This is a genomic window from Nocardia sp. NPDC058499, from assembly GCF_042719915.1.
Taxonomy (GTDB): domain Bacteria; phylum Actinomycetota; class Actinomycetes; order Mycobacteriales; family Mycobacteriaceae; genus Nocardia.
Genome location: NZ_JBHXMZ010000008.1, coordinates 279,590 through 305,188 on the forward strand (window position 1 = coordinate 279,590; position 25,599 = coordinate 305,188).

The following is a 25,599-nucleotide window of genomic DNA, read 5'->3' on the forward strand; positions in this document are numbered from 1 at the left end:
GTCAGACCTCCTCAACAGTTACGAGGTGGCGCACGACATTGATCAGACCACGGTTCTGCGGGTTGTCCTCCCGGATCACCGTTTTACGGATACCCCGCAGACCGAGGGTCCGCAGGCTTTCCCGCTGATTCTGCTTGGCGCCGATCGAGCTCTTGACCTGGGTCACCTTGAGATCTGCCATATCAGACTCCTTGTCCGGCACGGGCACGCAGCATGCCCGCGGGAGCGACGTCCTCGATCGGCAGACCGCGGCGCGCCGCGACCTCTTCCGGCCGCTGCAGCATCTTGAGTGCGGCGACGGTCGCGTGGACGACGTTGATCGCGTTGTCGCTACCGAGCGACTTGGCCAGGATGTCGTGGATGCCCGCGCATTCCAGCACGGCACGCGCGGCGCCACCGGCGATGACACCGGTACCCGGGGAGGCCGGACGCAGCATGACCACACCGGCCGCCGCTTCGCCCTGCACCGGGTGGGTGATGGTGGAGCCGATCATCGGGACGCGGAAGAAGCCCTTACGCGCTTCCTCGACACCCTTCTGGATGGCCGCGGGAACTTCCTTGGCCTTGCCGTATCCGACACCGACCAGGCCGTTGCCGTCGCCCACGATGACCAGGGCGGTGAAGCTGAAGCGCCGGCCACCCTTGACGACCTTGGAGACACGGTTGATCGCTACGACGCGCTCGAGCTGATTCTTCTCGGCCGCATCGTTGCGACGGTCACCGCGGCGGTCGCCGCCCCGGCGATTGTCGCGGCCGCCCTCGGGGGCGTTGGGGTTCTGTCCGGCGGGTCCGTTTCCGCCGTCACGCCGTTGACGTCCCGGCATCAGACGTTCCTTCCGTTCACGCTGGTATGTGCAGTGGTGTTGATCATCAGAACTTCAACCCGCCTTCCCGGGCGGCGTCGGCGAGCGCCGCGATCCGGCCGTGGTAGTCGTGGCCACCGCGGTCGAAGACCACGGCCTCCACACCGGCAGCCTTGGCACGCTCGGCGATCAGTTCGCCGACCTTCTTGCCCTTGGCGGTCTTGTCGCCGTCCAGCGCCCGCACATCGGCTTCGATGGTCGAGGCCGAGGCCAGGGTGCGACCGGCCGAATCGTCGATGAGCTGCACATGCAGATGCCGCGAGGAGCGGTGCACGATCAGCCGCGGCCGAACGCTGGTGCCCTCGATCTTCTTGCGCAGGCGGAAGTGCCGCCGCGTCTTGGACAGCCGACGGCGGGTCGAAACATCCTTGCCCAGCGGAATGCGCTTGGACTTCTGGTTCTCGGTTTGCGCCATGATCACTTACCCGTCTTTCCGACCTTGCGGCGAACGACCTCGCCGGCGTAGCGGATACCCTTGCCCTTGTACGGGTCGGGCTTGCGCAGGCCGTGGATAACCGCCGAAATCTGGCCGACCTTCTGCTTGTCGATCCCGGATACGGAGAATTTGGTGGGCGATTCCACCGCGAAGGTGATGCCGTCGGGCGCCTCGATCGGCACCGGATGGCTGTAACCGAGGGCGAACTCGAGGTTGCTGCCCTTCTGCTGCACGCGGTAGCCGACGCCGAAGATTTCCATCTTCTTCTCGTAGCCCTTGGTGACACCGGTGACCATATTGTCGACCAGTGTCCGGGTCAGGCCGTGCAGCGAACGGTTGCGGCGTTCGTCGTCGGGGCGGGAGAACACCAGTCGGCCGTCCTCCTGCGCGACGGTGATCGGCTCGGAAACGGTCAGCGAGAGCTGACCCTTCGGGCCCTTGACGGCGATGTCCTGGCCGTTGATGGTCACCTCGACACCCGAGGGGACGACGACGGGATCTTTGCCGATACGCGACATGTCCGTACCTCCCTTACCAGACGTAGGCGAGGACTTCCCCGCCTACTCCCTGCTGAGCCGCCTGACGGTCGGTGAGCAGGCCGGTCGACGTGGAGATGATCGCCACGCCGAGGCCGCCCAGAACCTTGGGCAGGTTGGTGGATTTCGCGTACACGCGCAGACCCGGCTTCGAGACGCGGCGCAGGCCCTGCAGGCTGCGCTCCCGGCTGGGGCCGTACTTGAGGTCGACGACGAGGGCCTTGCCCACGGTCGCGTCCTCGGTGCGGTAATCGGCGATATAGCCCTCACGCTTCAGGATCTCGGCGATATTCGCCTTGAGCTTCGAATGCGGAGCCTTCACCTGATCGTGGTACGCCGAGTTGGCGTTGCGCAGACGTGTCAGGAAGTCTGCGATCGGATCGGTCATGGTCATAGTTCGACCTCGACACCTTTCTCGCTGCGGTTCCCATACAACACCCGCGCCACGCGGGCGCAGGCCGTGGGCCTACAGCAATTCGGCTGGTCCGGACGGCAGTCACCGCCGGATGAGTTCGTATCGCCCGGGGGCCCACGCGGGGCCGCCCACGGACACAGATATGCCCTGGCAACCGGTCTAGTGTAGGAGCTGGCTCGAATACGACAAAATCAGCCCCCCGTAATCGCGTTCTGACCAGGTACTCTGACCGTTATGACAGAGAAGGGGAACCTCGAGGAGCGGGTCACCGCCCTCGAAGGTGAGGTGGGAGATCTCAAGCATCGGCTGCAGCGCAGCGAGAAGGATGCCGCCGCGGCGCGCGTCCTTGCGGGCGGGGCGGACCGCGATACCTCGGAATTGCGGATCGAACTACGCGAATTCCGCGAACAGAACATGCGCCTGCACAATGCGACACGGGCTGATATCGCCGATATCCGCGGCGATATCACCGAGATCCGAGGCGAACTCGGGCAGCTGAACGGCAGGGTGGACACGTTGACCCTGGAAATACGCAGCAAGTTCGACATACTGGCGGCGGGACAGCAGCAGATCGTTGACCTGATCAGCCGAGCCGACGATGACAAGGGCGGCGACAGCTAGCCGGATTCTCACGCAACGGGGCCTCTGAAGCGGTTGCTTCAGAGGCCCCGGCGCACTCTCTTGCACAGGCGGCTCACCAGGAGCTCTTGTGTACCTCCGGCAGATCGTCGAACTGCCCGGCTTCCGGCTCGACCGGCTCGGCAGGTTCGCCTGCGCCGGCGGCGCGCAATTCCATATCGAAGCCCTCGACATCGTGCTCGCCCACTCGCACCTGCGCGCTGGCCGGCGCGTAGCCGCTGGCGACCACGGTGTAGCTGCCTTCGGCGAGATTGCCGAACGCATAGGTACCGTCCGCGTCCGTGGTGCGGCTCTCGATCACATTGCCCAGCGAATCGGCCAGGGTGACCAGCGCCCCGGCCAGCGGACGTCCGCCGCCGTTGACGACACCCGCGACCCGCACGCCGGGGCGCAGCAGCACCTCGAGGCGGGCGGTGTCCCGCCCGGTCACCTGGGCCGATACAGCGGTCGGATGGTAGCCGAACGCGCTCACCGCGATGGTGAACTCGCCCTCCGGCAGACCGGTGAGCTCGAACCTTCCGGTGTGATCGGATTCGCCGGCCGCCATGACCTCACCGCGCAGGTCCAGAGCGGTGATCATCGCGGCGGATACGGGGGCACCGTCACCGATACGCAGGACCGAACCTTCCAGGCCGGTCAGCGCGCTGAGCGTGACGTCGTAGGACACCGGGTTGCTGCCGAGAACCGCGGTCGACGCATCCGGCCGCCGCCCTTCGGCGGAGGCGATCAGCACATATGACCCCGGCGCCGGAGCGGCCAGTTCGTAGAACCCGTCCGCCCCGGTCCGGGCGCGGCCCAATTGCTGCCCGGCGGGTGAGATCAAGGTGAGGGTCGCACCCGCCACCACACCGCCACGGGTATCGGATACCCGGCCGAACAGCACCGACCCACTGCCCGACGGCTGCGGGGTCGATTCGCTCGCGCCATTGCGGTGCGCGGGAGCGACCGCCGCCGTTTCGGGGGCGGTCGCCGCGGTTTCAGCGGTGACCGCCGCGGTTTCGGGGGCGGCATGCCGCGGGCCCGATGCGGCAGCAGCATCCCTGTCCACCGAAGTGACCGCCGCGGCGCCGTCGACCACCTGTTCCGCCTCTACCGAGAGCCCCGCGGGCGCCGCCGGAACCGCTTCGGCCACTGCATGCGCTTCGGTCTTCGCCAGGCCGGACTGCGCGACCGCGGCGGCTGCGGCGCGCTTGGCCGTCGGAATGGTCAGCGCGACCAATGCGGCCGCCACGGCGACACCGCAGCCGATCAGGATGCCGGTCCGGAAACCGTTCTCCGTCGGGACGCTGACCCCGCCGGCGAAGCTGACGCTCATCTGCGCCAGGACCGCACCGATGGCGGCCGAGGCCACCGAGGTGCCGATCGAACGCATCAGGGTGTTGAAGCTGTTGGCGGCCGAGGTCTCGGTGATCGGCACCGAGCTCATGATCAGCGCGGGCATGGCGCCGTAGGCGAAACCGACACCCAGGCTGATGATGATGCCGCCGAGCATCAGCCCCCACGCCTCGCCCATCATCAGGACCGTCGATCCGTAGCCGACCGCGATGATGACCGAGCCGAGAATCAGCGTGATCTTCGGGCCGGCGAGCGCGGACAGCTTCGCACTCAGCGGCGAGGTGAGCATCATGGTCAGACCGCCGGGCGCCATCCACAGGCCCATCGCGACCATCGACTGGCCCAGGCCGTAGCCGGTAGCTTCCGGCAGCTGCAGCAGCTGCGGGAAGATCAGTGCCTGCGCGAACATGGCCATGCCGATCACGATCGAGGCGGCGTTGGTCAGCAGTACGCGCGGGCGTGCGGTCACCCGCAGATCGACCAGCGGATCGCGTGAGCGCAGTTCCCACAGGCCCCACAGCAGCAGTACCACCACCGCGGCGACGAACAGCGAGATCGTGGTGACACTGGTCCAGCCCCAGCTCGCCCCCTTGGAGACGGCGAGCAGCAGACAGATCAGCGCGGCGCCGAGACCGAGCGCGCCCAGCGCATCGAAGCGGCCGCGTTCGGCACGCGGCGGGGTCGCCGGGATCACCAGGAAGATCAGCAGGCCCGCGATCGCGCCGAGCGCGCCGATACCCCAGAACAGGTACTGCCAGCTGCTGTATTCGACGACCGCCGCGGCCAGCGGCATACCGAGCGCACCACCGACGCCGAGGGAGGAACTGATCAGGGCGATACCGGAGCCGAGCTTCGCCGGCGGCAGCAGATCACGCAGGGCTGCGATACCGACCGGAATCAGGCCCACAGCCATCCCTTGCAGAGCGCGGCCGGCGAGCATCGGCCACAGCGACGTGGACAGGGCGCACAGCACCGAGCCGATCACGAGCGGAACAACCGAGCCCACCAGGACCAGGCGTTTGCCGTAGAGGTCGCCCAGCCGACCGGCGACCGGGGTCGTCACCGCGCTGGCCAGCAGGCTCGCGGTCACCACCCAGGCCGCATTCGACGGGTCGGTGCTCAGAATCTCCGGCAGCTGCCCGAGTAACGGCATCACCAGGGTCTGCGTCAGTGACGCCACGATCCCAGCGAAGGCGAGCACCGCAAGCACCGCCCCGGGGCGGACTGCGGGTTCGGTTTTGGTCACGAGCTTGCTCCTCGCAAGAAAAGTTCAGTCGATGTGCATAATACACATAACATGCATGATGCAATCTAACCAATTCGGACACCCCATCGCCCGTCGATCGGATCCCCCATCGCGTCGAATACGGCACGATATGAGGCGATGCCGCATTCACTCGCCGATGTCCTGCCGTCCGTGGCCGCCTCGTTCGGAATGGATGACCCCAACCCCTTGGGAATCGCACCCAACCGCGACGTGGTGGTGCTGCTGATCGACGGCCTGGGCGCGGAACTACTCGCCCGGCACCGGGACCTCGCTCCCACGCTGGCGGCACATACCGCCACCACACTCACCGCCGGTTTCCCGGCGACCACCTCGACCAGCCTGACCAGCCTGGCGCTGGGCGCCCCGTGCGCGACGCACGGCATCATCGGCTACAGCTTCGCCGTGCCCGGCCCGGACGGCGTCCGGCTGTTCAATTCGCTGCGCTGGCGGCTCGACGGCGCGACCGGCGACGACGCCCGCGAATCGCACCCGCCCGAATCGGTTCAGCCCGACACCAGCCGACTCGAGGATCTCGCCTCCCACGGGGTCGACGTGCACTATGTGATTCCGGCGTATCAGCGGACCTCCGGCCTCACCCGCGCATCGTTCCGGGCCACCGGGACACTGCACCCGGCGACCACACTGGACGAGGTACGCGCCGGAATCCTGGCAGTCGCCGATCACTCCGGTACGGGTTCACGTTTCGCCTACGCATACTTCCCCGACCTGGATGGCAACGGCCATCTGTACGGTCCCGAATCCCCGGCGGCGCTCTCGGTTCTACGCGATATCGATGCCTTCGCGGCCGATCTGCTCACCGACCTCCCGGATACCTGCACACTGCTGGTCACCGGCGACCACGGAATGGTCCACGCCGATACCGTCATCGACCTGGATACCCGGCCGGGCCTGCACGACGGCGTGCGGTTGATCGCCGCTGAGGCACGCGTACGCCATATCTACCTCCGCGACCCGGCCGCACTGTCCGACACCGTCGAGCGATGGACCGGCGAACTGGCCGGCCACGCACGCGTCGTGACGCGCGAGCAAGCCCTGGACGAGCGCTGGTTCGGTCACACACCGCCCGGCCCGGTGATCGAGCAGCGGATCGGAGATCTGCTGGCAGTGGCCGAGGGCGGCGCGGTACTTGTGCGGCCGGAATCCGAACCGCTGGAATCGGCGATGGTCGGCCATCATGGTGCCTGGACATCCGACGAGCAGCTGGTTCCGTTCATAGCCTCACGCTGAATTCACCTGAACCCATGACTTTTCACCGCTTGACCTGAACTTTTGTTCAGGTTTTACCGTCAGGTCATGCGAACCGAAACAATCCGGGAAACCGACCCCACCGAACCGACAATGCAACAGGTGACGCCCGATCTCTGGGAAACCCGCGAGTTCGTCGTCCCCGGCGGGCCGCGAACCCACTCCTACCTGTGGACCCCACCTTCCGGACCGAACATCCTGTTCTACTCCCCCGGTAACGACCAGGACTTCGACCGGCTCGAACAACTCGGCGGCGTCGCCCGCCAGTACCTGAGCCACCAGGACGAAGCCGGGCCGATGCTACGCGCTGTGGCCGCCCGCTTCGGCAGCCGCCTGTACGCCCCGGCCGCCGAAGTCGCCGAAATCGGAACCCACGCGCCGATCGATATCGCGGTATCCGAACGAGGCGTGGACGATGCGAATGTGGAAGTGATTCCCACGCCGGGACATACGCCGGGCAGCACCTGCTACCTGGTCCCCGGCCACGACGGCCGCCGCTATTTGTTCACCGGCGATACCCTGCTGCGCTATCGCGAGGGCTGGCGCGTGGGATACATCCCGGGATACAGCGATAAAGACGGCCTGCTCGCAGCCCTGGACACACTCGCCACCGTGCAACCGGACATGGTGGTGTCGAGCGCTTTCGTCGCGGGAACCCCCGGTTACCACCACGTGGACCGCGACGCCTGGCAATCCCATCTCGACGAGGCCCGGGCCGCGCTCTCGTGACCACGCTCCGCCCGCGGGCACCGCTCGGCCCACCCGGACCGAGCGGTGCCCCTACTCACCACATCACGGGATTACGGTGACGCCCACACCGGGCGGCGCGCCCACCGGCTGATCGATGATCACCGACAGCGTCGACCCCGGGGTCCGGGCGGCGCGACCGGCGTATTCGGCCAGATTCTCCCCGAGACGCTGTTTCGCCTCCGGCGTGAAGTTCGGCGGCAGCGCACCCAGGACCGGGCCCAGATTCAGCGCCTCGATCATGCGCGCCTCCGTGTCGGTGAAGTTCACCGTGACCGTATTCGGCGCCTGTTCCGTCGTCACCGCCGAGGCGGTACCGGTCCCGAAGACCAGACAGCCGATCGGGACGGCGAGAGCGAGCAGAGGTGTGCGGGTTCTCACGAAAAATATCTCCTGATTGATAGTGCAAAAGGATGTTGCACTGACGGATTCGGGTCGACGGCATTACCGCCCGCCCGAATGAGGCGCCCGGGACCGCTCCGGACGACAGGAAGCAATGGCCGCCCCTTCTCTTCGGCGATTACCTCCGGCTGCGTGGCAGACGGCCGCGCCCACCACCAGCGAGTCAGCGCCGGCAGACGCAGAGACGTAGCAACAACTCCGCACCCGCCGCCCCGGCGACAGTTCGGCTGGCAGCGCGGGGCCGGGCGAAACACACACGGCAGCAGATACCACCGAGCAGCAAGCCGACGATCGACAGCGCCGCGGACCAGAGATAGCCCGCCCGCGGGCGAACCAGCGGGGCACGCAGACAGTGATAGGGACAGTGCACGATCTGTCCGCCCGAGTCCGCGGACTCCGAGAGGGCGGGACCGGCCTGCTCGTCGGTGGCGATCACCGAATGAACGAACGAAACCGTTTCGGACGGCGTGTTTTCCGGGTTCCGGCCGTCGTGGAGTCCGAGCGCCAGGACCCCGAAGGCGAAGATCAGAACGGCAACCCGCACCAGGTTCGGTGGCCGCCCGATATGCCTCACAGCCGCCGATACTAGGGGGCCGTTTCCGCACCGGGACAACCGGGACATTTCCGGCACCGGGAAGGAGCCGGCCCCTCCATGGCAGCTACCGGGCAGCGACCGCATCCCGTCCGGCGTACACGGTCAGGTGTACCGCAGTCCCAGATGCGCGGCATGCCGATCCGCATTTCGACCATAGACATACATGCCGTATGTATGTAACTATCGATGTGGAACCGACCCGGGAGGAAATATGCCGCACACCAACGAACTCGGCCGCACCGATATCGCCCACCTGCCCGCCGCAGCGATCCGGTACAGCGATACCGGCAGCGGGCCACCGATCGTTTTCGTCCACGGATTCCTCGTCAACTCCGGCCTTTGGCGGCATATCGTCCCGCCGGTCGCGGCGGCCGGATACCGCTGCCTCGTCCCGGACTGGCCGCTCGGAGCCCATTCGATCCCGGTACCGGACGCCGACCTCACCCCACTCGGCGTCGCCGGCCTCATCGCCGACTTCCTGGAGTATCTGGACCTGCGCGATGTCACGATCGTCGCCAACGACACCGGCGGCGCCATCACCCAGATATTGCTGACCCACCGCCCAGAACGGATCGGCCGAGTCGTCCTCGCCGCGGTCGATTCCTACGAGAGCTTCCTGCCGCATCCGTTCACCCTGCTACCGCAGCTGGCCCGCATACCGGGATCCGCCCGGCTCATGACCGAACTGCTGCGCTTGCGTTTCCTGCAGCGCCTGCCGATCGCCCTGGGCTGGTTGAGCAAACGCCCGATACCACCCGCGACCGTCGATTCCTATCTGCATCCCAGCCGCGAATCGGCCGCCATCCGCGCCGATCTACGCCGCTTCCTCCGACACGCGCGGCGCCGCTACACCCTCGATGCCGCCACCCGATTCGATTCCGTAACGGTGCCGGTACTCGTCGTCTGGGCCCGCGAGGACCGGTTGTTCCCGGTCTCCTACGCCGAACGCCTCGTCCGCGACCTGCCCGACGCCACCCTCGACCTGATCGGCGACTCCTACACGCTGATCCCCGAGGATCAGCCCGAGTTGCTCGCCGGACGAATTCTGGAGTTCACTCGGCTGCATGCCACGCCGTAGCCAGGAGGACCGCTCCCGCACCACCCGCGCCGCGCTCGAACAAGCAGGCCGCCGCCTGTTCACCGAGCGCGGTTTCGCGGCTACCTCCGCGGAGCAACTGGTGACCGAGGCCGGAGTAACCCGCGGCGCGCTGCACCACCACTACGGCGATAAACGCGGCCTGTTCCTGGCGGTACTGGAACAGTTGGAAACCGAGATCACCACCGAAATCGAGAATGCGCTGCGCGCCGCCCCGGCCGAGGACATCCTCACCGCCATGGCCGCCGGCCTGAACACCTTCCTGGAGATCTGCCAGCGCCCGGAGATGATCCGCATCGCCCTGTTCGACGCCCCCGCGGTCCTCGGCTGGCAGGCATGGCGTGAACTCGAAGCCCGCCACGGCCTCGGCCTCATCACCGCCGAACTGGAACGCGCCCGCGAGACCGGCCTGGTCACCGTCACCGCCGTCCCCACCCTCGCGCAACTCATCCTGAGCGCCGTCTCCGAGGCCGGCCTGATCGTCGCCCACGCCGACGACAAGGACACCGCTCGTACCGAGGCTCAGCAGTCGCTACTCCTGCTCGTCAGCGGCCTACTTCGATGAGTCAGTCGACCACCCGGACGTCGACGCCGGGAAGGTCACCGAATCGAGCACGCCGATCACATGTCACCACCGTACGGCCGGTAGCCCGCGCAGTGGCAGCGATGACGAGATCGTGGGCGCCACGCGGCATTCCGGCTTCCGGACATGCGTCAAGAGGTCGGCATGCTGCTCGGCCACCGCATCGTCATAGGGAATACTCGGCACCACCTGACGGAATTCGGCAAAGAACTGCCGGGCGCTCGCACGCTTTCACGATCACAGTCCGTGGAAGCACGAAAAGGACCCGAGCCGTGGCTCGGGTCCTTTTCTATGGTGTGGATCCCGGTCGGGCTGAACCCGCCGGGGTCAGCTCACCAGGAGCTCTTGTGCACGCCCGGCAGCTCGCCGCGGTGCGCCATTTCGCGCAGGCATACACGGCACAGGCCGAACTTGCGGTACACCGCGTGCGGCCGGCCGCAGCGCTGGCAGCGGGTGTAGGCGCGAACGGCGAACTTCGGCTTGCGGTTGGCCTTGTTGACCAGTGCTTTCTTGGCCATGTCTCAGTTCTCCTTGAACGGGAAGCCGAGGTGCTTCAGCAGAGCACGGCCTTCTTCGTTGTTGGTCGCGGTGGTAACAACGGTGATGTCCATACCGCGCGGACGATCGATCTTGTCCACATCGATCTCGTGGAACATCGACTGCTCGCTCAGGCCGAACGTGTAGTTGCCGTTGCCGTCGAACTGCTTGGGCGACAGGCCGCGGAAGTCGCGGATACGGGGCAGGGCGATCGAGACCAGGCGGTCCAGGAACTCCCACATCCGGTCGCCGCGCAGGGTGACCTTGGCGCCGATCGGCATACCCTCACGCAGTTTGAACTGCGCGATGGACTTGGTGGCCTTGCGGATCTGCGGCTTCTGGCCGGTGATCAAGGCAAGATCCTCGATCGCGCCGTTGATCAGCTTGGCGTCGCGGGCGGCGTCGCCGACACCCATGTTCACGACGACCTTGACCACGCCCGGGATCTGCATGACGTTGGCGTACTCGAACTCGCCGTTCAGCGCGTCCTTGATTTCCTCGCGGTAGCGCACCTTCAGCCGCGGCTGGATCTTCTCAGTGGTGGTCATATCAGATGTCCTTCCCGTTCTTACGGGAGATCCGAACCCGCTTGCCGGTTTCTTCGTCGGTGCGGTAGCCGATCCGGGTCGGGTTACCGTCGGAGTCGACGACCATCACGTTGGACACGTGAATGGGCGCCTCCTGGGTAACGATGCCGCCCGACGACGCGCCGCGCAGGTTCGCGGAATTCGCGACATGCTTCTTGATCCGGTTCACGCCCTCGACCAGGATCCGGTTCTGCTGCGGGAAGGCCTGGATGACCTTGCCCTTGGCGCCCTTGTCCTTACCCGAGACGACGAGCACGGTATCGCCCTTGTGCACCTTCATGTCAGAGCACCTCCGGGGCCAGCGAAACGATCTTCATGAACTTCTTGTCGCGCAGCTCGCGGCCGACCGGGCCGAAGATGCGGGTACCGCGCGGGTCGTTGTCCGGCTTGATGAGCACGGCGGCGTTCTCGTCGAAACGGATGTAGGAACCATCCGGACGGCGCCGTTCCTTGGTGGTGCGCACCACGACGGCCTTCACGACGTCACCCCGTTTGACGTTGCCGCCGGGGATCGCGTCTTTCACAGTGGCGACGATGACATCGCCGATACCGGCATAGCGGCGCGACGAACCACCGAGAACGCGGATGCAGAGAATCTCCTTGGCACCCGTGTTGTCGGCGACGCGCAGCCGCGACTCCTGCTGAATCACTTCAGCCTCCTCGACCTGGACGTAAAGCACGCCGGATTGCCGACCCGACGGGCATGGTCTGTTACCACCCGAACGCACGCCTACCAGCGGTTTCATCTGATCTACGCGATCAACCACCGGGGGTTCGCGGCCGAATCGCGGGCTCAGGGCCCGCAGGCAACCGGTCAAGGATAGCGAACCCGCAGTTCGGGGGGAAATCGGGGGTGTGTAGTGACAGGGTCTCCGGCGGCGGTGTTGCCCGGCGCGACGGCGGGGTGGGGCGCCGGTAGCCTCATGAGGCCGGTTCGCCTAGTGAGGTGCGGGTCCCGCATCGGGGAGAGAGTTCTGTTGAAGTCTTCGGATCGTCGGGTGGCGCTCGATCGCCGTTCGTTCCTGGTGGCCCTGGGGCTGGTGCCCGCGGCCGCGTGGCTGGCCTCCTGTTCCGAGGACGAGCCGGTGCGGCTGGTCAGTGTGGACATGGACGGCTCCGATCCGGCGATCCGGCCGCAGGACGATCTGTACCGGCACGTCAACGGCAAATGGCTGCGTGAATATCAGCTGCCGCCGGACAAGACCTCCTACGGCGCGTTCAGCGAGGCCGCGGAGCGCACCCAGGCACAGCTGCGGGAGATCGTCGAAGGCATCAGCGATCCGGAGCCGGGCAGCGAAGCCCAGCAGATCCGCGACCTGTACGACGCCCGGATGAACCTCGACGAAATCGAACAGCTCGGGTTGACGCCGCTGGATTCGATGTTCGCCGAGATCGATGCCGCGAAGGACAAACCCGCTCTCGCGGAAGTGATGGGGCGGCTGCCGATCGGCGGGCTGATCGGTATCGGGGTGAGTATCGACCGGAAGAACTCCTCGGCCTATATCGCCTCGATCGGCCAGTCCGGGATCGGCCTGGACGAGCAGTACTATCGCGATCCCCAGTTCGCCGAGGAACTCGCCGGTTACCGCACGTACCTGGAACGCCTCGCCAAGGGCGCGGGACTCCCCGATCCCGGGGCGATCGCCGCCCGGCAGATCGACCTGGAGACCCGGATCGCCGCCGCCCACTGGGACAACGTGCGCAATCGCGATACCGAGGCCACCTACAACCTGATGACCTGGGCGGAAGCCACCGGGCTGGCGCCCGAGTACGACTGGGAGCCCTGGCTGGCCGGGATCACCGACCGCCCCCGCGACCTGTTCGCGAAGCTGGTGGTGAATCAGCCGTCGTTCGTCACCGAGGCCGGCAAGATCTGGGCCGCCACCGATATCGCGGTGTGGCGCGAATACCTCAAACTGTCGGTTCTGCAGACCTACGCGCGGTTCCTGCCCAAGGAACTGTCGGACGCCAACTTCGATTTCAACGGCCGGCTCATGTCCGGTCTGCAGCAGCGGCCCGAGTTGTGGAAGTCCGCGGTCGGCACGGTGGACAGCAACCTCGGCGAACAGCTCGGCAAGCTGTATGTGGAGCAGTACTTCCCGCCGGAGGCCAAGGAGCGGGTGCAGGTCATGGTCGATGACCTGATGGCCGCCTATCGGGACAACTTCACGAATTCGACCTGGATGTCACCGGAGACCCGGCAGGCGTCGATCGAGAAACTGGAGAAGATCGGCCTCAAGCTCGGGTACCCGGACAAATGGGTGGACTATTCGAAGTTGACGGTCACTCGCGGGAAGTTGATCGAATCCCTGCGTGCCATCAATGATTTCGAGGTGAAGCGGGCGTTCGATCGGCTCGGGGAACCGGTGGACAAATCCGAATGGAGTGCCTCACCGCAGACGGTGAACGCCTACTACTCCCCCACCGCGAACGAAATCGTCTTCCCCGCCGCATTCCTGCAGCCGCCGTTCTTCGACAAGGATGCTGTGCCCGCGGTCAACTACGGCGGAGTGGGCGCGGTGATCGGGCACGAGATCGGGCACGGTTTCGATGATCAGGGTTCGAAGTTCGACGGCGACGGTAACCAGCGGGATTGGTGGACCCCGGCCGATCGCACTGCCTTCGACGCCAAGTCGAAACAACTCGTCGACCAGTACAACGCACTGGTGCCGGAGGGACTCGCACCGGACCAGCATGTCAACGGTGAACTGACCGTCGGTGAAAACCTCGCCGATCTGCGCGGTCTGCAGATCGCACTGACCGCCTTCCGGCTGGCCGAGGAGCGGGCGGGTATATCGCCGCCCGACTACCACACCATGTTCCTGTCGTATGCCCGGATCTGGCGTTCGAAGTCGACACCGGAGTACACCGAGCGGTTGCTCCACGGTGATACGCATGCCCCCGACGAGTTCCGGGTGAATCAGGTGGTGCGCAATATCGCCGAGTTCTACCGCACGTTCGGTGTGGTCGAAACCGACGCCCTGTTCCTACCGGAGGATCAGCGCGTCGAACTGTGAGCTCTACGCGGGGAGCAATCGCGCTCCCCGCTCAGGGGACGAAGATCTCCGCGTGACCGGCCGAATGCGGCAGGTTCGAGGCAACCTCGACAGCGACCCGGCCTCGCCCGGTGGAGATATTCCACGCCCGGCAGTCGAAGACATCGCAACCGATCCAGCCGACGACCTCGTCGGACCGCTCTTCACCGGTGGCCCCGGTATCGAGGTTGCGCCAGCGCACGATCAGCTCGAACGAGCACGCCCCCGAGAAAGGCGCCACCCCGATCGAGCTCGACACCGGCGGCATCGAGACGCCCATAACCCCCGGTTCGCTACCGGAGTGGGCGGTCACCGCCAGTTCTCCGACGCATAGTCCGCTGGTCAGAGTTCGCAGCGGTGTGGCTTGCACCGATTCCGCGTTCGCCGGCGCCGGTTGCCGGGGGCCGGGATCACGCCGATGGCAGTGCCATCTCAGGATCCGGAAGGTTCGAGAGTCATGCCGCGCCGTCTGCCGCCCACAGGTCCCGCGCCGCGTCGAGCGCGACTGCCTCGGATACCGGGATATCGGGCGATTCGACGAAGGTCGTGAGCAGGTCTTCGAGGTACTGCGCGAGCAGTTCGGTGGTCTGCTGGTCGTGCCGCGCGACTTCGGCGCGCAGCGTGACATGCAGTCCTCCGTCGCCCGCGGAGCCGAACAAGAAGACAAGCGGGTGCGCGATGCCGGGCGCGGCGGCGGTGATCCGGGCGGCTACCGCGTCACCCAGCCAGATCTGCTGTGGCGAGCAGCGTTCGCCGAAATCCACGACGGCCCGGCACAAGTCGTACGGTGAGCGTCCCGGGCATACAGCCGGTGCGATTGCGTCGATCAGCATGTCGTGGCCGCCGTACACCCCGAACGCGGCACCGCGGGCGCGGTCCAGAACGGTTCGCAGAGTCGGGTCGCCCGACAGGTCGTGGCGTAGCACCACGGCCGCGGACAGCGGCCCGACCACTTCGGATACGACGCGGTCGGCCCGCCCGGACAGCGGCGCCCCGAGTGCGATATCGGCCCCCGCCCCGAGCGCGTGCAGCAGAGCGGCGACCACCGCCTGATAGAGCATGTACTCGGAGGCACCGACCGTCTCTGCGTGGGCACGCAACCGGCGGCGCAGTGCACTGGGCACCGTGAATTCTGCCGACCGTGCGGGCTCGCCGGCCTGCCCGCTCTCCGTCCCGGCCGACGGTTCGGGTAATCCGCGCAGCCCCGCCCGCAACTGCTCCAGTTGCGGCCCCGCCGATTCGACGACATTCGACTGCCACAGGGCGTAGTCGGCGTAATCGACGGCCGGCCCCGGCCATCGTGGCGCCGTACCTTTTGCGGCGCGGCTCCGGTATGCCGTGGCCAGATCGTCGAGCACGATCCGCAGCGACCATTCGTCGGCCACGAACCGGTCGGCCGTCAGCTCCAGCACATACCGGTCCGTACCCATAACGCAGAGCCGGAAGTGCAGCAGTGGCCCCGCCGCGCGATCGAGCCGGACCGCAGACCGCCCTTCCCCGGCGATCTCGAGCACCGCGGTATCGGGATACGGATCGGGGCGAACCGCTTGATACCACTCGTCGTCCACGACGGCGGGGACCGTCCGCAGGATCTCGTACCGTTCGAATACATCGTGCACGGCGGCCGTGAGCGCATCCCGGTCCAGCGGACCGTCCAAATGGGCCATCAGCTCGACCGGTCCGATATCGCCACCGCCGAGAACGGCCTTCTGGTTGTAGGACGGCGGGATTAGTTCGGGCCGCGGCCGGCGATCCAGTTCGGGCCGGCCCGTCGCGGTGACCGGTGTCGCGTCGACGAGCGCCGCCAGCCCCGCGACCGTCGGGGTGTCGAACGGCGCGCGCACATCGATCTCGACGCCGAATTCCTCCCGGATCAGCAGCATCAGCCGGTTCGCCAGCAGCGAATGCCCACCGAGTTCGAAGAACGAATCGTCGGCGCCGAGATCCGCGTAACCGAAGAGTGTGGCGAACAACCCGGCCAGCCGGACCTCGGTGGGGGTACTCGGCGGACGTCGCTGTCCGGTTTCGAACCGGCGCGGCTCGGGCAGGGCCCGCTTGTCGAGCTTGCCGTGTTCGGTGAGGGGAATTTCCGCGAGCACCGCCCATGCGGTGGGCAGCATATAGTCCGGTAGCGATTTCGCGGCGAACGCACGGACTTCGGCAACATCCAGGGTTCCCGCGGCGGGCACCAGGTAGGCGGCCAGCGCCGTTCCGGTGACCTGCTCCTGGAACGCGACCACCGCACAGGCCCCGACCCCGGGATGCGCGGCCAGCGCCGCCTGCACCTCACCGGATTCGATCCGGTGCCCGCGAACCTTGACCTGTTCGTCGGCGCGTCCGGCGAATTCGATCTCACCGCGACTGTTGCGCCGCGCCAGATCACCGGTCCGGTACAGCCGCTGCCCGGCCAGGAAAGGGTCGGCGACGAACCGTTCGGCGGTCAGGCCGGGGCGGTGTAGATAGCCGCGGGCCAGCTGGGCACCACCGAGGTAGATTTCGCCGAGGACCCCGTCGGGAACCAGCTGTAAACGGCTGTCCAGCAAGTAGACGTACACATTCCGGTTGGGCACACCGACAGGGACCATCCCGGTACCCTGCGGCCCGCGCACGGTCAGATGGGTGGCCGATACGACGGCCTCGGTCGGGCCGTAGTGGTTGCGCAGTTCCGCGTCGAAAACCCCGGCGAAGCGATCGGCCACCTCACCGAGCAGCGCCTCGCCACCCACCGGGACCCGGCGCAGCGCACGCCATTCGGTCACCTCCGGCAGCATAAGGAAGGTACTGAGCAGCGAGGGCACCATATGCAGCACGGTCACCCCGTAACGGCCGATGATTTCCGATATATACGGAATATCGCGCAGTGCGTCGGGTTTCGGGATCACGAGGCAGGCGCCGAGCGAGAGCGTGACGAAGATATCGAGCAGGGAGGCGTCGAAACTGACCGACGACGATTGCAGCAGCCGATCCTGTGCCGTCATATCCCATTCGGCGCCGAAACCACGCAGGTGGTCGGCGATCGCCGCGTGTGCGACACCGACACCCTTCGGTGTTCCCGTGGAACCGGAGGTGTAGATGACGTAGGCGAGGTTGCCGGGTCGCAGTGGCCGCACCCGTTCGGAATCGGAGAGGTCGTGTCCGGGCAGACCGGCCGCGCTCTCCTCGGCGGCCGCCAGTTCGGCGCGGCCGAGTACCAGCCGTGGCCGCGCATCCCGGTCCAGGAAGTCGATCCGCTGATCGGGGTAGGACGGATCGATCGGCAGGTACGCGGCGCCTGCCTTCAGCACCCCCAGCACCGCGACCACGAACTCGGCGGAATTCGCGATCCGCAGGGCGACGAGATCGTCGGGGCCGACGCCCTGTGTGACCAGTCCGCGGGCCAGCCGGTTTGCCCGGCTGTTGAGGTCGCGGTAGCTCAGTTCCAGATCGGCGCCGCCCGCCGCCCCGGGCGCCACCACGGCGGTGGAGTCCCCCGCGCCGGCAACACGCTCTTCCACCAGCGCGACCAGCGTTGCCGGAGCCTCGGGCACCAGCACACCGTGCGATCGCGCGAGCAGCGCGGCCCGGTCGCGGTCACCGAACAGATCGAGTTCACCGAGCCGGGCGGCCGGATCGTGCAGCGCGCTGTCCAGCAGCTGAACATAGTGACCGAGTAGTTGCTCGACGAGTGCCCTGTCCAGTTGCCCGGACCGATGATCCGCAACCAGCCGCGGCCGGTCCCGGTCGAGTACCACGGTGATCCGCAGCGGCACCCGCGCATCCGGTGAACCGGACGTCTCCAGCGTCGCGCGCACTCCCGCCAGTTCCGGTACGGCGATCGGCTCGCGGACACCGAATCCGATCCGCGCCAGCTGTTCCAGCCCGTCCCGCGCGCCCGTGCGGTCCGGGTTGATCGCGTGGACCACCTCGTCGATACCGATATGGCTGTGCGCGTGGCCATCGGCCACCGTGGCGGCGAGGCCGGTGTGGAATTCGGCGAAGCTCTGTTCGGGCCCGGGGGTCGCGCGGATCAGCACAGTGTTGCCGAAATAGCCGATCGCCCCGGCCGCTTGCGGTCCGCGGGTATCGGCCGGCATGGCCACCAGGAAATCACCGGCGCCGGTATAGCGGTGGACGAGTGCGGCGAAAGCCGCGAGTAGCACTGTGGTTTCGCCGGTCCCCGACCCGGCGGCGGCCTTTCGAACCAAGTCGAGCAGGGTAGCCGGCAGCGGTCGCGACGTAGTTTCGACCGTTGCCGTCCCGGCCTCGCGCGGCGCCGGCCGACCGGGCAGTTCCAGTGCCTCGGGCAGCGGAGTCAGGGCCTGTCGCCAGTACTCCGGACCGTCCGGCGGCGCGGTATCGCCTGCGGGGCGTTCTGCGGTGGGCACACGGGCCGACAGGATTTCCGCGGCGTCCCCGGCCGCCTCGACGGACTGTTCGACGAACCGTACCGGTTGTGCCGCAAGGGCTGTGCCGTTGTACACGGCAGACAGGTCGGCAGCGAATACGGAGGCCGATTCGTCGTCCCACGCGATCGTATGCACCACCAGCAACAGCAGGTATTCGCTCGCGGCAAGCCGGATCAGCGTCACCCGTAGTGGTGTCTCCGCGACCGGGTCGAAGGGCCGGGCCAGCGCCCGCCGGGTGAACACCTCGGCCCGGCGGCGCGCGGGTTCGGCTGCCAGATCGGATAGATCGTGTTCCTGCCATTGCACGGACAGGTCGGTGCGTACCTGTTGATACGGTTCGCCGTTCGAGTCCAGTCCGTAAGTGGTGCGCAGGATCTCGTGCCGGTCGGTGACGGTCCGGACGGCCGCGCGAAGCCGTTCGCTGTCCAGTGATCCGTGCAACCGGTAGACGACGGGCAGGTTGAGCGCGGTGTCGCCGGGGTCGCGGGTCTGCAGGAACCAGGCGCGCCGCTGGCCGGACGAGAGCGGGTACCGGTTCGGCGGGGTCCGGTCGCCTTCGTCCGGCCGGGCCGCACGGTTCGCGTCATTGGCGATGATCGACATGATTCTCTCCGGCCCTGTACTCGTTCGAACGGCTGCTCCGGCCGGTGCGCAGGCACCGGCCGGGCGGGCACTATTCCGGCGTATCGGTCAGATATCCGCCGCGACGGAAGAATTCGGCACCGCTGTACTCGGTTCCGTCGCTCGTACGGACTCGAGTGATCAGCAGGCCGTGGTTGTCACCGCGGTAGGCGTCCGGACCGCACACCACGACTCCGCCGTCCTCCTGCACGATGACCCGGCCCGGGGTGCCGCCATAGCGGGCCGCCGACACACTGGATTCCAGGATCTCGATCCGCTCGCCGCGATAGTGACTGAACGCGCGGGGGTAGGGCGCCGACAGGGCCCGCACGAAACGTTCCAGGTCCGCGGCCTGCCAATTCCAGTCCATCCGGCTGTCCCGGTCGGAACGCTTGTGGAAATAGGTGCGGGCAGCTTTGTCCTGCGGGCGCCACTGCGCCGTACCGGAGGCGAGGGCTTCCAGTGCTTCGCGCACCGCGCCGGGGATGAGTTCCATTCCGGCGAGGACCAGCTCGGTGCCGGTGGCATCAGGACCGATGGGCAGCGAATGCTGCACGAGGATATCGCCGGTGTCGAGCTGTTCGTCCATGCGGTGCACGGTGAGGCCGAATTCGTCGGCTCCGCTGATCAGGGCCCACAGCACCGGGGAGAAACCGGTGAATTTCGGCAGCAGCGAATCGTGCAGGTTGAGGGTGCCGTGGGTGGGCATGGTGTACAGCTCCGGCGGCATCCAGGTGTACCAGCTGTTCACCACGATCACATCGGGTTCGGCACGTTTGACCAGGTCGATCGTCTCGGTATCGGCCCGTTCGGTGAGATGGACCGGGATACCGTGTTCGCGGGCCAGTTCCTCCACCGAATCCGACCAGATCCCCTTGTAGGAATCCTCGCTGGCGGGGTGGGTGACCGCGAGCACCACCTCGTGCTCGGAATCGATCAGCGCCTGCAGAGTCTTTCGGCCCCAGGTCTGGAACCCGAACGACACGATACGCATCAACGAACCTCATCTATATGTTGCTGGGCAAAAGTAAGGCAAGCCTAGCCTAGGGCTGGGCCGTCAGTGTGCCGGGACGTGTTCCGGCAGCTCCGAGCGCACCGCCGCGCCCGCGGATGCCGGCACACTCGCCAAGATCCGGTCGGAAAGTTCGCCCAGGCAACTGAGATTCGGGAACCCCGGCCCCTGCGCGAGACCGGCCATATTCGGCAGGTACAACTTCGCCGGTAAACCCTCGACCGCCAGATCGAACCCCATCACGGCCTCGATCCGGGCCTGCGTGACCGGGCCACCCACCGCCAGTTCGAACAGATCCGCGACCTCGTCGTCGAACAGGTCCAGGAACCACAGCGGCTGACCGCCGATCGCGTCGACCACCAGATCGAAAGCATGCGTCTGATCGGGCCGGGATTCGTTACGCAAGGTCAGCGCCACCCCGTCGCCCTGATCGCCCACCCGGACCACCCGGCCCTGCAGATGATGCACTCGGTTGTCCGCGAGCAGCGTTTCCTGCACCCGCACCGAGAACACACCCCGGTCGGTCCGCCGCACCACATCCCGGCGTTCGGCGACGCTCAGTGCCCGCCATTTGGCGGGATCACTGAACAGCGAGTTCTCGAAATAACTTTCACCCCGGGTGTAGATGGTGGCCGCGGGCGATATCACCGACACCGTCAGCACATCGTGGCGGACCAGTTCGTCCATGGCCGAGCCTGCCGTCTCGCCGCCACCGATCACCGCGGCCCGGGAGGACGGCGGCAGTTTTCGCCGACCGGCCAGATCCCAGAAGTCGGCGATACTCAACAGCTTCGGATGCTCGGCCAGCGCTCGCCTACTGTCGCCCGGACCGGTGACCATCAACCGCTGCGCGTCGATCTCGGCGGTTTCCCCGTCCACCGCTTCGACGGTGACTCGCCAGCCGGCCCCCTCGGCACGAATGGTGCGCACCCGGCCGCGCACGACTTCCACACCGGACTTACGTGCCACCCACTGCAGGTATTTCGCCCACAGAGAGTGTTCCGGACTCGGCCGCCCGCGATCCACCCATTCCGCGTAGGTGCCGCGATCGACCAGGAAGGCCGTCCACCCGAAGGCCATCATCGCCTGATTGACGGCGTGATTGTGGCCGCGCGCCCAGGTCGAGTGATACGGGAAGCCGATATCTTTTTCCGGGCTGGTCCCCAACCGGTGCCGGCCGTCGGTCCACCCGCCGGTCGCCAGCCAATTCCCACCCACCGCATCGGGTTCCACCACGGTGACCTGCGGTGCCGGCAGACCCAGTTCGCGCAGCACATACGCCTTGGCGGCGACCGCCATGGCCTTGGGACCCGCACCGACCACCAGAAGTCTGTCCACTGGTTCTCCCACTTTCCCGACAGCCCGATGGCGTCGCGCCTCGTTGTACGCGGTGGCGCCTGCCGCACGAGACAGTCCGAACCACCCGAGTTCGCATAGGCTTACCTTACATCAGGTCGGGTCGTGAAACCTTCGGCCCGATCGGAAAACAACGCGGTTCCTCAGCCGAATAGCCTGTGAACAGCGCAAATACCGAACAGATCGGCACGATTCCAGACCCGGCCCATTGGACCCGGCCGGCCACGGAGACGACCCGGATCCGCAGCTCCGCACGGACGCGACCCCGGAGCGCGCGGCTCGCCCCACCCAGCCGAGACTGCGAGCGGTTCACCCCGGCAGACAACCGGTTCCAGGTAGTGCACATGCCACCTGCAGCCATCAGCGCGGCCACGCAACGCAACCATCACAGACCGTCCGGGCGCCCACACACCACTCAGGCGGCGGCATCCGACGACATACAGCCACCCCCCGATCACAGACAACCGCGCTCACACCGTTCAGCACGGTCCGCGGCACTCAGGATTCGATGATCAACCGACCCTCGGAGGTCCACCAACCCCGGTGACCCGTCCGGAAAAGGCGCGCACCGGGTTCATAGGGATCGCCGACGAACCGCTCGCGTTCGAGACCGCCGGCGAATTCGGCGCCCAGCGCGCGGCCGCCGATGTGAACATCACCGACAACACCCGGCGGGACCAACCGGCCTTCGTCCAGCAGCAGCACTTTCGCGCCGGGTACCGGACGGGTCCAGGCGGTCGCCGCCAGCGGTCCGCGTGCGACCGCACCCAGGTAGGCGGAGGCGTGATACGCGACAGTTGCCACCGCATCCGGCGACAACCGGCGCACAGCTTCCGGCAGCGCCGAACCACCCCCGGTGCCGACCAGATCCCAGCGCGCCACGGTCGGCAACCGGTCCACCCCGGACTCGGCGAGACGGATCGGGAGTTCGGCCTCGGCGACTATCTGCGATACCGCGTGGGTCTCGACCAGCGCGGCCAGCGCGGCCGGGTCGCGGCGCTGGGTTTCGGTCGGCACCACGACAGTCGCACCCGAGGACCAGGCCGCCAGCAGGTCGGCAGTGTTCTGCGGATCGCCCCACGGCAGCGCCAGCAGCCGGACGTCGGCGGGCCGCATCGCGGGATCCACTCGGCGCAGACGGCGGTCGGCGGCGACACCGCGACGGTCGGCAACGGCCACCGCCAGCGCATCGGCGCCGAGCAGCAGTCCGGCGCAACCGAAACGGCCGGCACCGACCCGGGAGGCGGTGACGAATTCGGCGAGCAGCGCGGCGAGTCCGGTGGGAGAGGGCAGCGCGGACGAACCGCGTACTGCGTCGATCCCGTCGAGCCGGCCGAACAGTTCGCCGTAACTCACCACCTCGCCGTCGTAGCGGGCCGCAACCCGCGTACCGGGCACCATATGTCCGTGCCGGATCACGGTGACCAGCGGCGACAGGTCATACGGTTCGACACCGGTGGCCCATTCACCGAGGATGCGTTCCCGTTCACCGGCTGTCGGGCTCGCGGCAACGAGCGAATCGATTCCCCGAATATCGTCGACGACGGTCATCAGTCACCTCCTGACGCGGACAGCGCCCGGGTACCGATCGCCACCGGATCGTTCACCACCGCTCCCGCTTCACTGCTCGGCACGGTCACCACCGAACCCTGACACCATATTGCACTTAGGCTTACCTTACATTGCGAGAGCGGCATTCTCCATACTGACATTCCGCATTTTCATCTCACAATTCGCTTAGGCTAAGCTAACAGCCCGGCCCATGTCACGCGAACAGGATCCCTCGGATTCACGCGGGTGGACGTACCCACAAGCCGGCAAGGAGCCTCGACAAGCCCGACGCACCCAAGAAGTTAGGTTAAGCTAACCTGCATGGGCAGAGGCAGTAATGGCGTAATCATGAAGGTGTGGCGGGCCGACGACTACCGGCTGACGGTCACCTCCACCGAGCGGATCACCGACAAATACATCCGCATCGGCTTCACCGCCGGCGGTCTGCTGAACGACCATCCGGTCCACCCCACCCAGTTCATCCGGTTGTGGATCCCGGACGCCGAAACCGACAAACTCCACCACCGCGGCTACACCCTGATCGACCAGGATCCCGAGACCGACCACTTCTACATCGAATTCGCCGTCCACAACGGCCCGGCCGGCGCCTGGGCCGAGCGAGCGCAGGTCGGCGAGGTCATCGAAACTTCCGTACTGGGCTCGAACTTCGAGCTGCCCGCCGTCGCCCCGGGCGAATACGTGATCTTCGGTGACAGCGCCTCACTACCCGCGGTGAACACCCTGCTCGAAGCCATCGGCGACACCCCGGCGCGGGTGTGGCTGGAATGGCAGTACGACACGGACCCCACCCTGCCCGTGCGCAACAAACCGCACCACACCGTGACCTGGCTCCAGCGCATCGACGACGGCCGCGCCATCCGCGAGGCGGCCGAGGGACTCACCGTCGGCCAGGATGCGTTCGCCTGGGTCGCCTGCGATACCGCCACCACCCGCGCCGTGGTGAAAACCTTGCGCGCCACGCTGCCGAAAAGCCAGATCAAAGCGCAGGGCTACTGGAAGTAGCCCACCGGTCCGCGTCGCAGCCACCCAGGTCGCGCCGACTATGCTGCGACGATGCGACGAAGGCAGCAGCCCCCGCTGCCGAAGCGGTATGGACTGGACCCGGCCCGGCTACGGCTCCCCGAAGACGGTGACTGGCCGAGCCTGCGCGAACATCTGATCCACCGATTGCCCCGCGTCGAACCGGCACGGATCGACGAAATGTTGCGGGCCGGCGAAATCGTCGACCTGGACGGCCCGCTCGGCCTCGACTCCCCGTATGTCCCCGGCGGTGCGGTCTGGTTCCATCGCGACCTCCCTGCCGAACACCCGGTCCCGTTCGATATCCCGATCGTCTACCGCGACGACACCATCCTGGTCGCCGATAAACCCCATTTCCTGGCCACCATCCCCCGCGGCAGCCATATCCTGCAGACCGCCCTGGTCAAGCTGCGCCGCGAACTCGACCTGCCCGACCTGATTCCCGCGCACCGGCTCGACCGCGCGACCGCCGGGCTGGTGCTGTTCGTGATCGATCCGGCAGCCCGCGGCGCCTACCAGACGATGTTCCAGCGGCAACACGTCCGCAAGGAATACGAGGCGGTGGCCGGAATCCGGCCCGGACTGGACTTCCCGGTCGAGTTGACGAGCCGGATCATCAAGGAGAAACACATCCTGGCGGCCCAGGAGGTCCCGGGCCCACCGAATGCGCGCACCCGAATCGAACTCGTCGAATCTCGCGGTGAGCTCGGCCGCTACCGGCTGCATCCAGCGACCGGGCGTACCCATCAGCTGCGCCTGCATATGAATTCGCTGGGTATCCCCATTCTCGGCGACGATTTCTACCCGGTGATCACCGATAAACAGCTCGATGACTACCGCCGCCCCCTCCAGCTACTGGCCGCGACCCTGGAGTTCACCGATCCACGCACCGGTGAGCCCCGGCGATTCGAAACCACGCGATCACTACAGGCGTGGACCGACCCCGACGGGTGGGCCACCGGACCGCCCGCCCTTGCCGAGTCCGCCGAACCGGCCCATCGGCCTCCCGGTGGGCCGGCACCGGGCCACTTCGGTCGACGGACCTGAAGTCGCTGCGGCCCCGAGGCCACTCCAGGGCCGGCGGCGGCAAAACGAACGGCAGGTGTATCGCCCGCGGTCGGATGAACAGCGGGCATCCTCCCGATAGCCGCGTCGACCGGCCACTGCCGGGTTGTCTCTGCCGTCGTGCTGTCCGGCGGCGGGAGTCCGCGATCGCTGCGGACCCGTGGAATTTTCCAAAGGTTGGCTGTCACTTCGGAGGCTCGCCTGCTCGCGCCATGGGGTCTACGTCGCG

The 25,599-nt window shown here is 67.0% G+C and carries 25 protein-coding genes and 1 pseudogene; 8 read left to right on the forward strand and 18 right to left on the reverse strand.

All coding sequences use genetic code 11. The features are described 5' to 3' along the window. Position 1: 1 nt before the first annotated feature. Genes rpmD through rpsH form a run of 5 tightly spaced genes read right to left on the reverse strand, consistent with a single transcriptional unit; the run spans position 2 to position 2,229 of the window. Positions 2-181, reverse strand: coding sequence for a 50S ribosomal protein L30 (gene rpmD / locus ACFWPH_RS24445; protein WP_378754442.1), 180 nt, complete (start codon positions 179-181; stop codon positions 2-4). 1 nt (position 182) lies between these two features. Next, positions 183-824: a 30S ribosomal protein S5 gene (gene rpsE, locus ACFWPH_RS24450; RefSeq protein WP_280414579.1), complete on the reverse strand. Its 642-nt coding sequence runs from the start codon at positions 822-824 to the stop codon at positions 183-185. Between the two features lie 46 nt (positions 825-870). Then, positions 871-1,278 carry a 50S ribosomal protein L18 gene (gene rplR / locus ACFWPH_RS24455; protein ID WP_280422192.1) on the reverse strand — a complete coding sequence of 136 codons (408 nt, stop codon included), beginning with the start codon at positions 1,276-1,278 and terminating at the stop codon, positions 871-873. Between the two features lie 2 nt (positions 1,279-1,280). Then, complete coding sequence (rplF, locus tag ACFWPH_RS24460) at positions 1,281-1,817, reverse strand: 50S ribosomal protein L6 (protein WP_378754443.1); 537 nt, start codon at positions 1,815-1,817, stop codon at positions 1,281-1,283. Positions 1,818-1,830: 13 nt separating this feature from the next. Further along, positions 1,831-2,229, reverse strand: coding sequence for a 30S ribosomal protein S8 (gene rpsH, locus ACFWPH_RS24465; protein ID WP_062977139.1), 399 nt, complete (start codon positions 2,227-2,229; stop codon positions 1,831-1,833). A gap of 255 nt (positions 2,230-2,484) precedes the next feature. Here rpsH and ACFWPH_RS24470 point away from each other — a divergent pair, with 255 nt between their 5' ends. Beyond that, a complete protein-coding gene (locus tag ACFWPH_RS24470) occupies positions 2,485-2,871 on the forward strand; it encodes a hypothetical protein (protein WP_378754444.1) in 387 nt (128 codons plus the stop codon). A gap of 73 nt (positions 2,872-2,944) precedes the next feature. Here ACFWPH_RS24470 and ACFWPH_RS24475 read toward each other — a convergent pair whose 3' ends face one another. Both ACFWPH_RS24475 and ACFWPH_RS24480 read right to left on the reverse strand, forming a co-directional pair. After that, positions 2,945-4,021 (reverse strand): collagen binding domain-containing protein, encoded by a 1,077-nt coding sequence (locus ACFWPH_RS24475; protein WP_378754496.1) that lies wholly within the window; start codon positions 4,019-4,021, stop codon positions 2,945-2,947. Between the two features lie 42 nt (positions 4,022-4,063). Continuing rightward, positions 4,064-5,470, reverse strand: a pseudogene (locus tag ACFWPH_RS24480) (MFS transporter); the annotation flags it as partial. 138 nt (positions 5,471-5,608) lie between these two features. Between ACFWPH_RS24480 and ACFWPH_RS24485 the strand changes: the two are divergent. Together ACFWPH_RS24485 and ACFWPH_RS24490 are read left to right on the forward strand one after the other, a co-directional pair. Further along, complete coding sequence (locus ACFWPH_RS24485) at positions 5,609-6,739, forward strand: alkaline phosphatase family protein (protein ID WP_378754445.1); 1,131 nt, start codon at positions 5,609-5,611, stop codon at positions 6,737-6,739. Positions 6,740-6,850: 111 nt separating this feature from the next. Beyond that, a complete protein-coding gene (locus tag ACFWPH_RS24490) occupies positions 6,851-7,486 on the forward strand; it encodes an MBL fold metallo-hydrolase (protein WP_378754497.1) in 636 nt (211 codons plus the stop codon). A gap of 63 nt (positions 7,487-7,549) precedes the next feature. Here ACFWPH_RS24490 and ACFWPH_RS24495 read toward each other — a convergent pair whose 3' ends face one another. Both ACFWPH_RS24495 and ACFWPH_RS24500 read right to left on the reverse strand, forming a co-directional pair. Next, the gene (locus tag ACFWPH_RS24495) at positions 7,550-7,885 is read right to left on the reverse strand and encodes a hypothetical protein (RefSeq protein ID WP_378754446.1); all 336 of its coding nucleotides are present in this window, start codon (positions 7,883-7,885) and stop codon (positions 7,550-7,552) included. Between the two features lie 184 nt (positions 7,886-8,069). Continuing rightward, the gene (locus ACFWPH_RS24500) at positions 8,070-8,480 is read right to left on the reverse strand and encodes a hypothetical protein (RefSeq protein WP_378754447.1); all 411 of its coding nucleotides are present in this window, start codon (positions 8,478-8,480) and stop codon (positions 8,070-8,072) included. Positions 8,481-8,712: 232 nt separating this feature from the next. Between ACFWPH_RS24500 and ACFWPH_RS24505 the strand changes: the two genes are divergently transcribed. Further along, complete coding sequence (locus ACFWPH_RS24505) at positions 8,713-9,579, forward strand: alpha/beta fold hydrolase (protein WP_378754448.1); 867 nt, start codon at positions 8,713-8,715, stop codon at positions 9,577-9,579. Beyond that, entirely contained in the window at positions 9,566-10,162 is a 597-nt protein-coding gene (locus ACFWPH_RS24510) for a TetR/AcrR family transcriptional regulator (RefSeq protein WP_378754449.1), read from the forward strand. Before ACFWPH_RS24505 ends, ACFWPH_RS24510 begins: the two co-directional genes overlap by 14 nt. Before the next feature lie 350 nt (positions 10,163-10,512). On the opposite strand, the gene ACFWPH_RS24515 is transcribed toward ACFWPH_RS24510, so the two are convergent. Genes ACFWPH_RS24515 through rplN form a run of 4 tightly spaced genes read right to left on the reverse strand, consistent with a single transcriptional unit; the run spans position 10,513 to position 11,954 of the window. Further along, positions 10,513-10,698 carry a type Z 30S ribosomal protein S14 gene (locus tag ACFWPH_RS24515; protein WP_014349101.1) on the reverse strand — a complete coding sequence of 62 codons (186 nt, stop codon included), beginning with the start codon at positions 10,696-10,698 and terminating at the stop codon, positions 10,513-10,515. A gap of 3 nt (positions 10,699-10,701) precedes the next feature. Then, positions 10,702-11,265, reverse strand: a complete 564-nt coding sequence (gene rplE, locus ACFWPH_RS24520; RefSeq protein WP_062977126.1) for a 50S ribosomal protein L5 — start codon at positions 11,263-11,265, stop codon at positions 10,702-10,704. A 1-nt stretch (position 11,266) separates the two neighbouring features. Continuing rightward, the gene (rplX, locus tag ACFWPH_RS24525; RefSeq protein WP_033244256.1) at positions 11,267-11,584 is read right to left on the reverse strand and encodes a 50S ribosomal protein L24; all 318 of its coding nucleotides are present in this window, start codon (positions 11,582-11,584) and stop codon (positions 11,267-11,269) included. A gap of 1 nt (position 11,585) precedes the next feature. Continuing rightward, positions 11,586-11,954: a 50S ribosomal protein L14 gene (rplN, locus tag ACFWPH_RS24530; RefSeq protein ID WP_033244618.1), complete on the reverse strand. Its 369-nt coding sequence runs from the start codon at positions 11,952-11,954 to the stop codon at positions 11,586-11,588. Between the two features lie 348 nt (positions 11,955-12,302). Here rplN and ACFWPH_RS24535 point away from each other — a divergent pair, with 348 nt between their 5' ends. Further along, the gene (locus ACFWPH_RS24535; RefSeq protein ID WP_378754450.1) at positions 12,303-14,321 is read left to right on the forward strand and encodes a M13 family metallopeptidase; all 2,019 of its coding nucleotides are present in this window, start codon (positions 12,303-12,305) and stop codon (positions 14,319-14,321) included. Between the two features lie 31 nt (positions 14,322-14,352). On the opposite strand, the gene ACFWPH_RS24540 is transcribed toward ACFWPH_RS24535, so the two are convergent. The 5 genes from ACFWPH_RS24540 to ACFWPH_RS24560 form a co-directional block, all read right to left on the reverse strand. Continuing rightward, positions 14,353-14,652 carry a hypothetical protein gene (locus ACFWPH_RS24540; RefSeq protein ID WP_378754451.1) on the reverse strand — a complete coding sequence of 100 codons (300 nt, stop codon included), beginning with the start codon at positions 14,650-14,652 and terminating at the stop codon, positions 14,353-14,355. A 142-nt stretch (positions 14,653-14,794) separates the two neighbouring features. After that, a complete protein-coding gene (locus ACFWPH_RS24545) occupies positions 14,795-19,327 on the reverse strand; it encodes an amino acid adenylation domain-containing protein (protein ID WP_378754452.1) in 4,533 nt (1,510 codons plus the stop codon). A 70-nt stretch (positions 19,328-19,397) separates the two neighbouring features. Beyond that, the gene (locus ACFWPH_RS24550; protein ID WP_378754453.1) at positions 19,398-20,339 is read right to left on the reverse strand and encodes a methionyl-tRNA formyltransferase; all 942 of its coding nucleotides are present in this window, start codon (positions 20,337-20,339) and stop codon (positions 19,398-19,400) included. Positions 20,340-20,402: 63 nt separating this feature from the next. Further along, positions 20,403-21,695, reverse strand: a complete 1,293-nt coding sequence (locus ACFWPH_RS24555; RefSeq protein WP_378754454.1) for a SidA/IucD/PvdA family monooxygenase — start codon at positions 21,693-21,695, stop codon at positions 20,403-20,405. A gap of 516 nt (positions 21,696-22,211) precedes the next feature. Next, positions 22,212-23,264, reverse strand: a complete 1,053-nt coding sequence (locus ACFWPH_RS24560) for an AMP-binding protein (RefSeq protein ID WP_378754455.1) — start codon at positions 23,262-23,264, stop codon at positions 22,212-22,214. A 321-nt stretch (positions 23,265-23,585) separates the two neighbouring features. On the opposite strand from ACFWPH_RS24560, the gene ACFWPH_RS24565 reads away from it, so the two are divergent. Together ACFWPH_RS24565 and ACFWPH_RS24570 are read left to right on the forward strand one after the other, a co-directional pair. Beyond that, positions 23,586-24,287, forward strand: coding sequence for a siderophore-interacting protein (locus ACFWPH_RS24565; RefSeq protein WP_378754456.1), 702 nt, complete (start codon positions 23,586-23,588; stop codon positions 24,285-24,287). Between the two features lie 51 nt (positions 24,288-24,338). After that, a complete protein-coding gene (locus ACFWPH_RS24570; protein WP_378754457.1) occupies positions 24,339-25,352 on the forward strand; it encodes a pseudouridine synthase in 1,014 nt (337 codons plus the stop codon). Positions 25,353-25,599 lie beyond the last annotated feature (247 nt).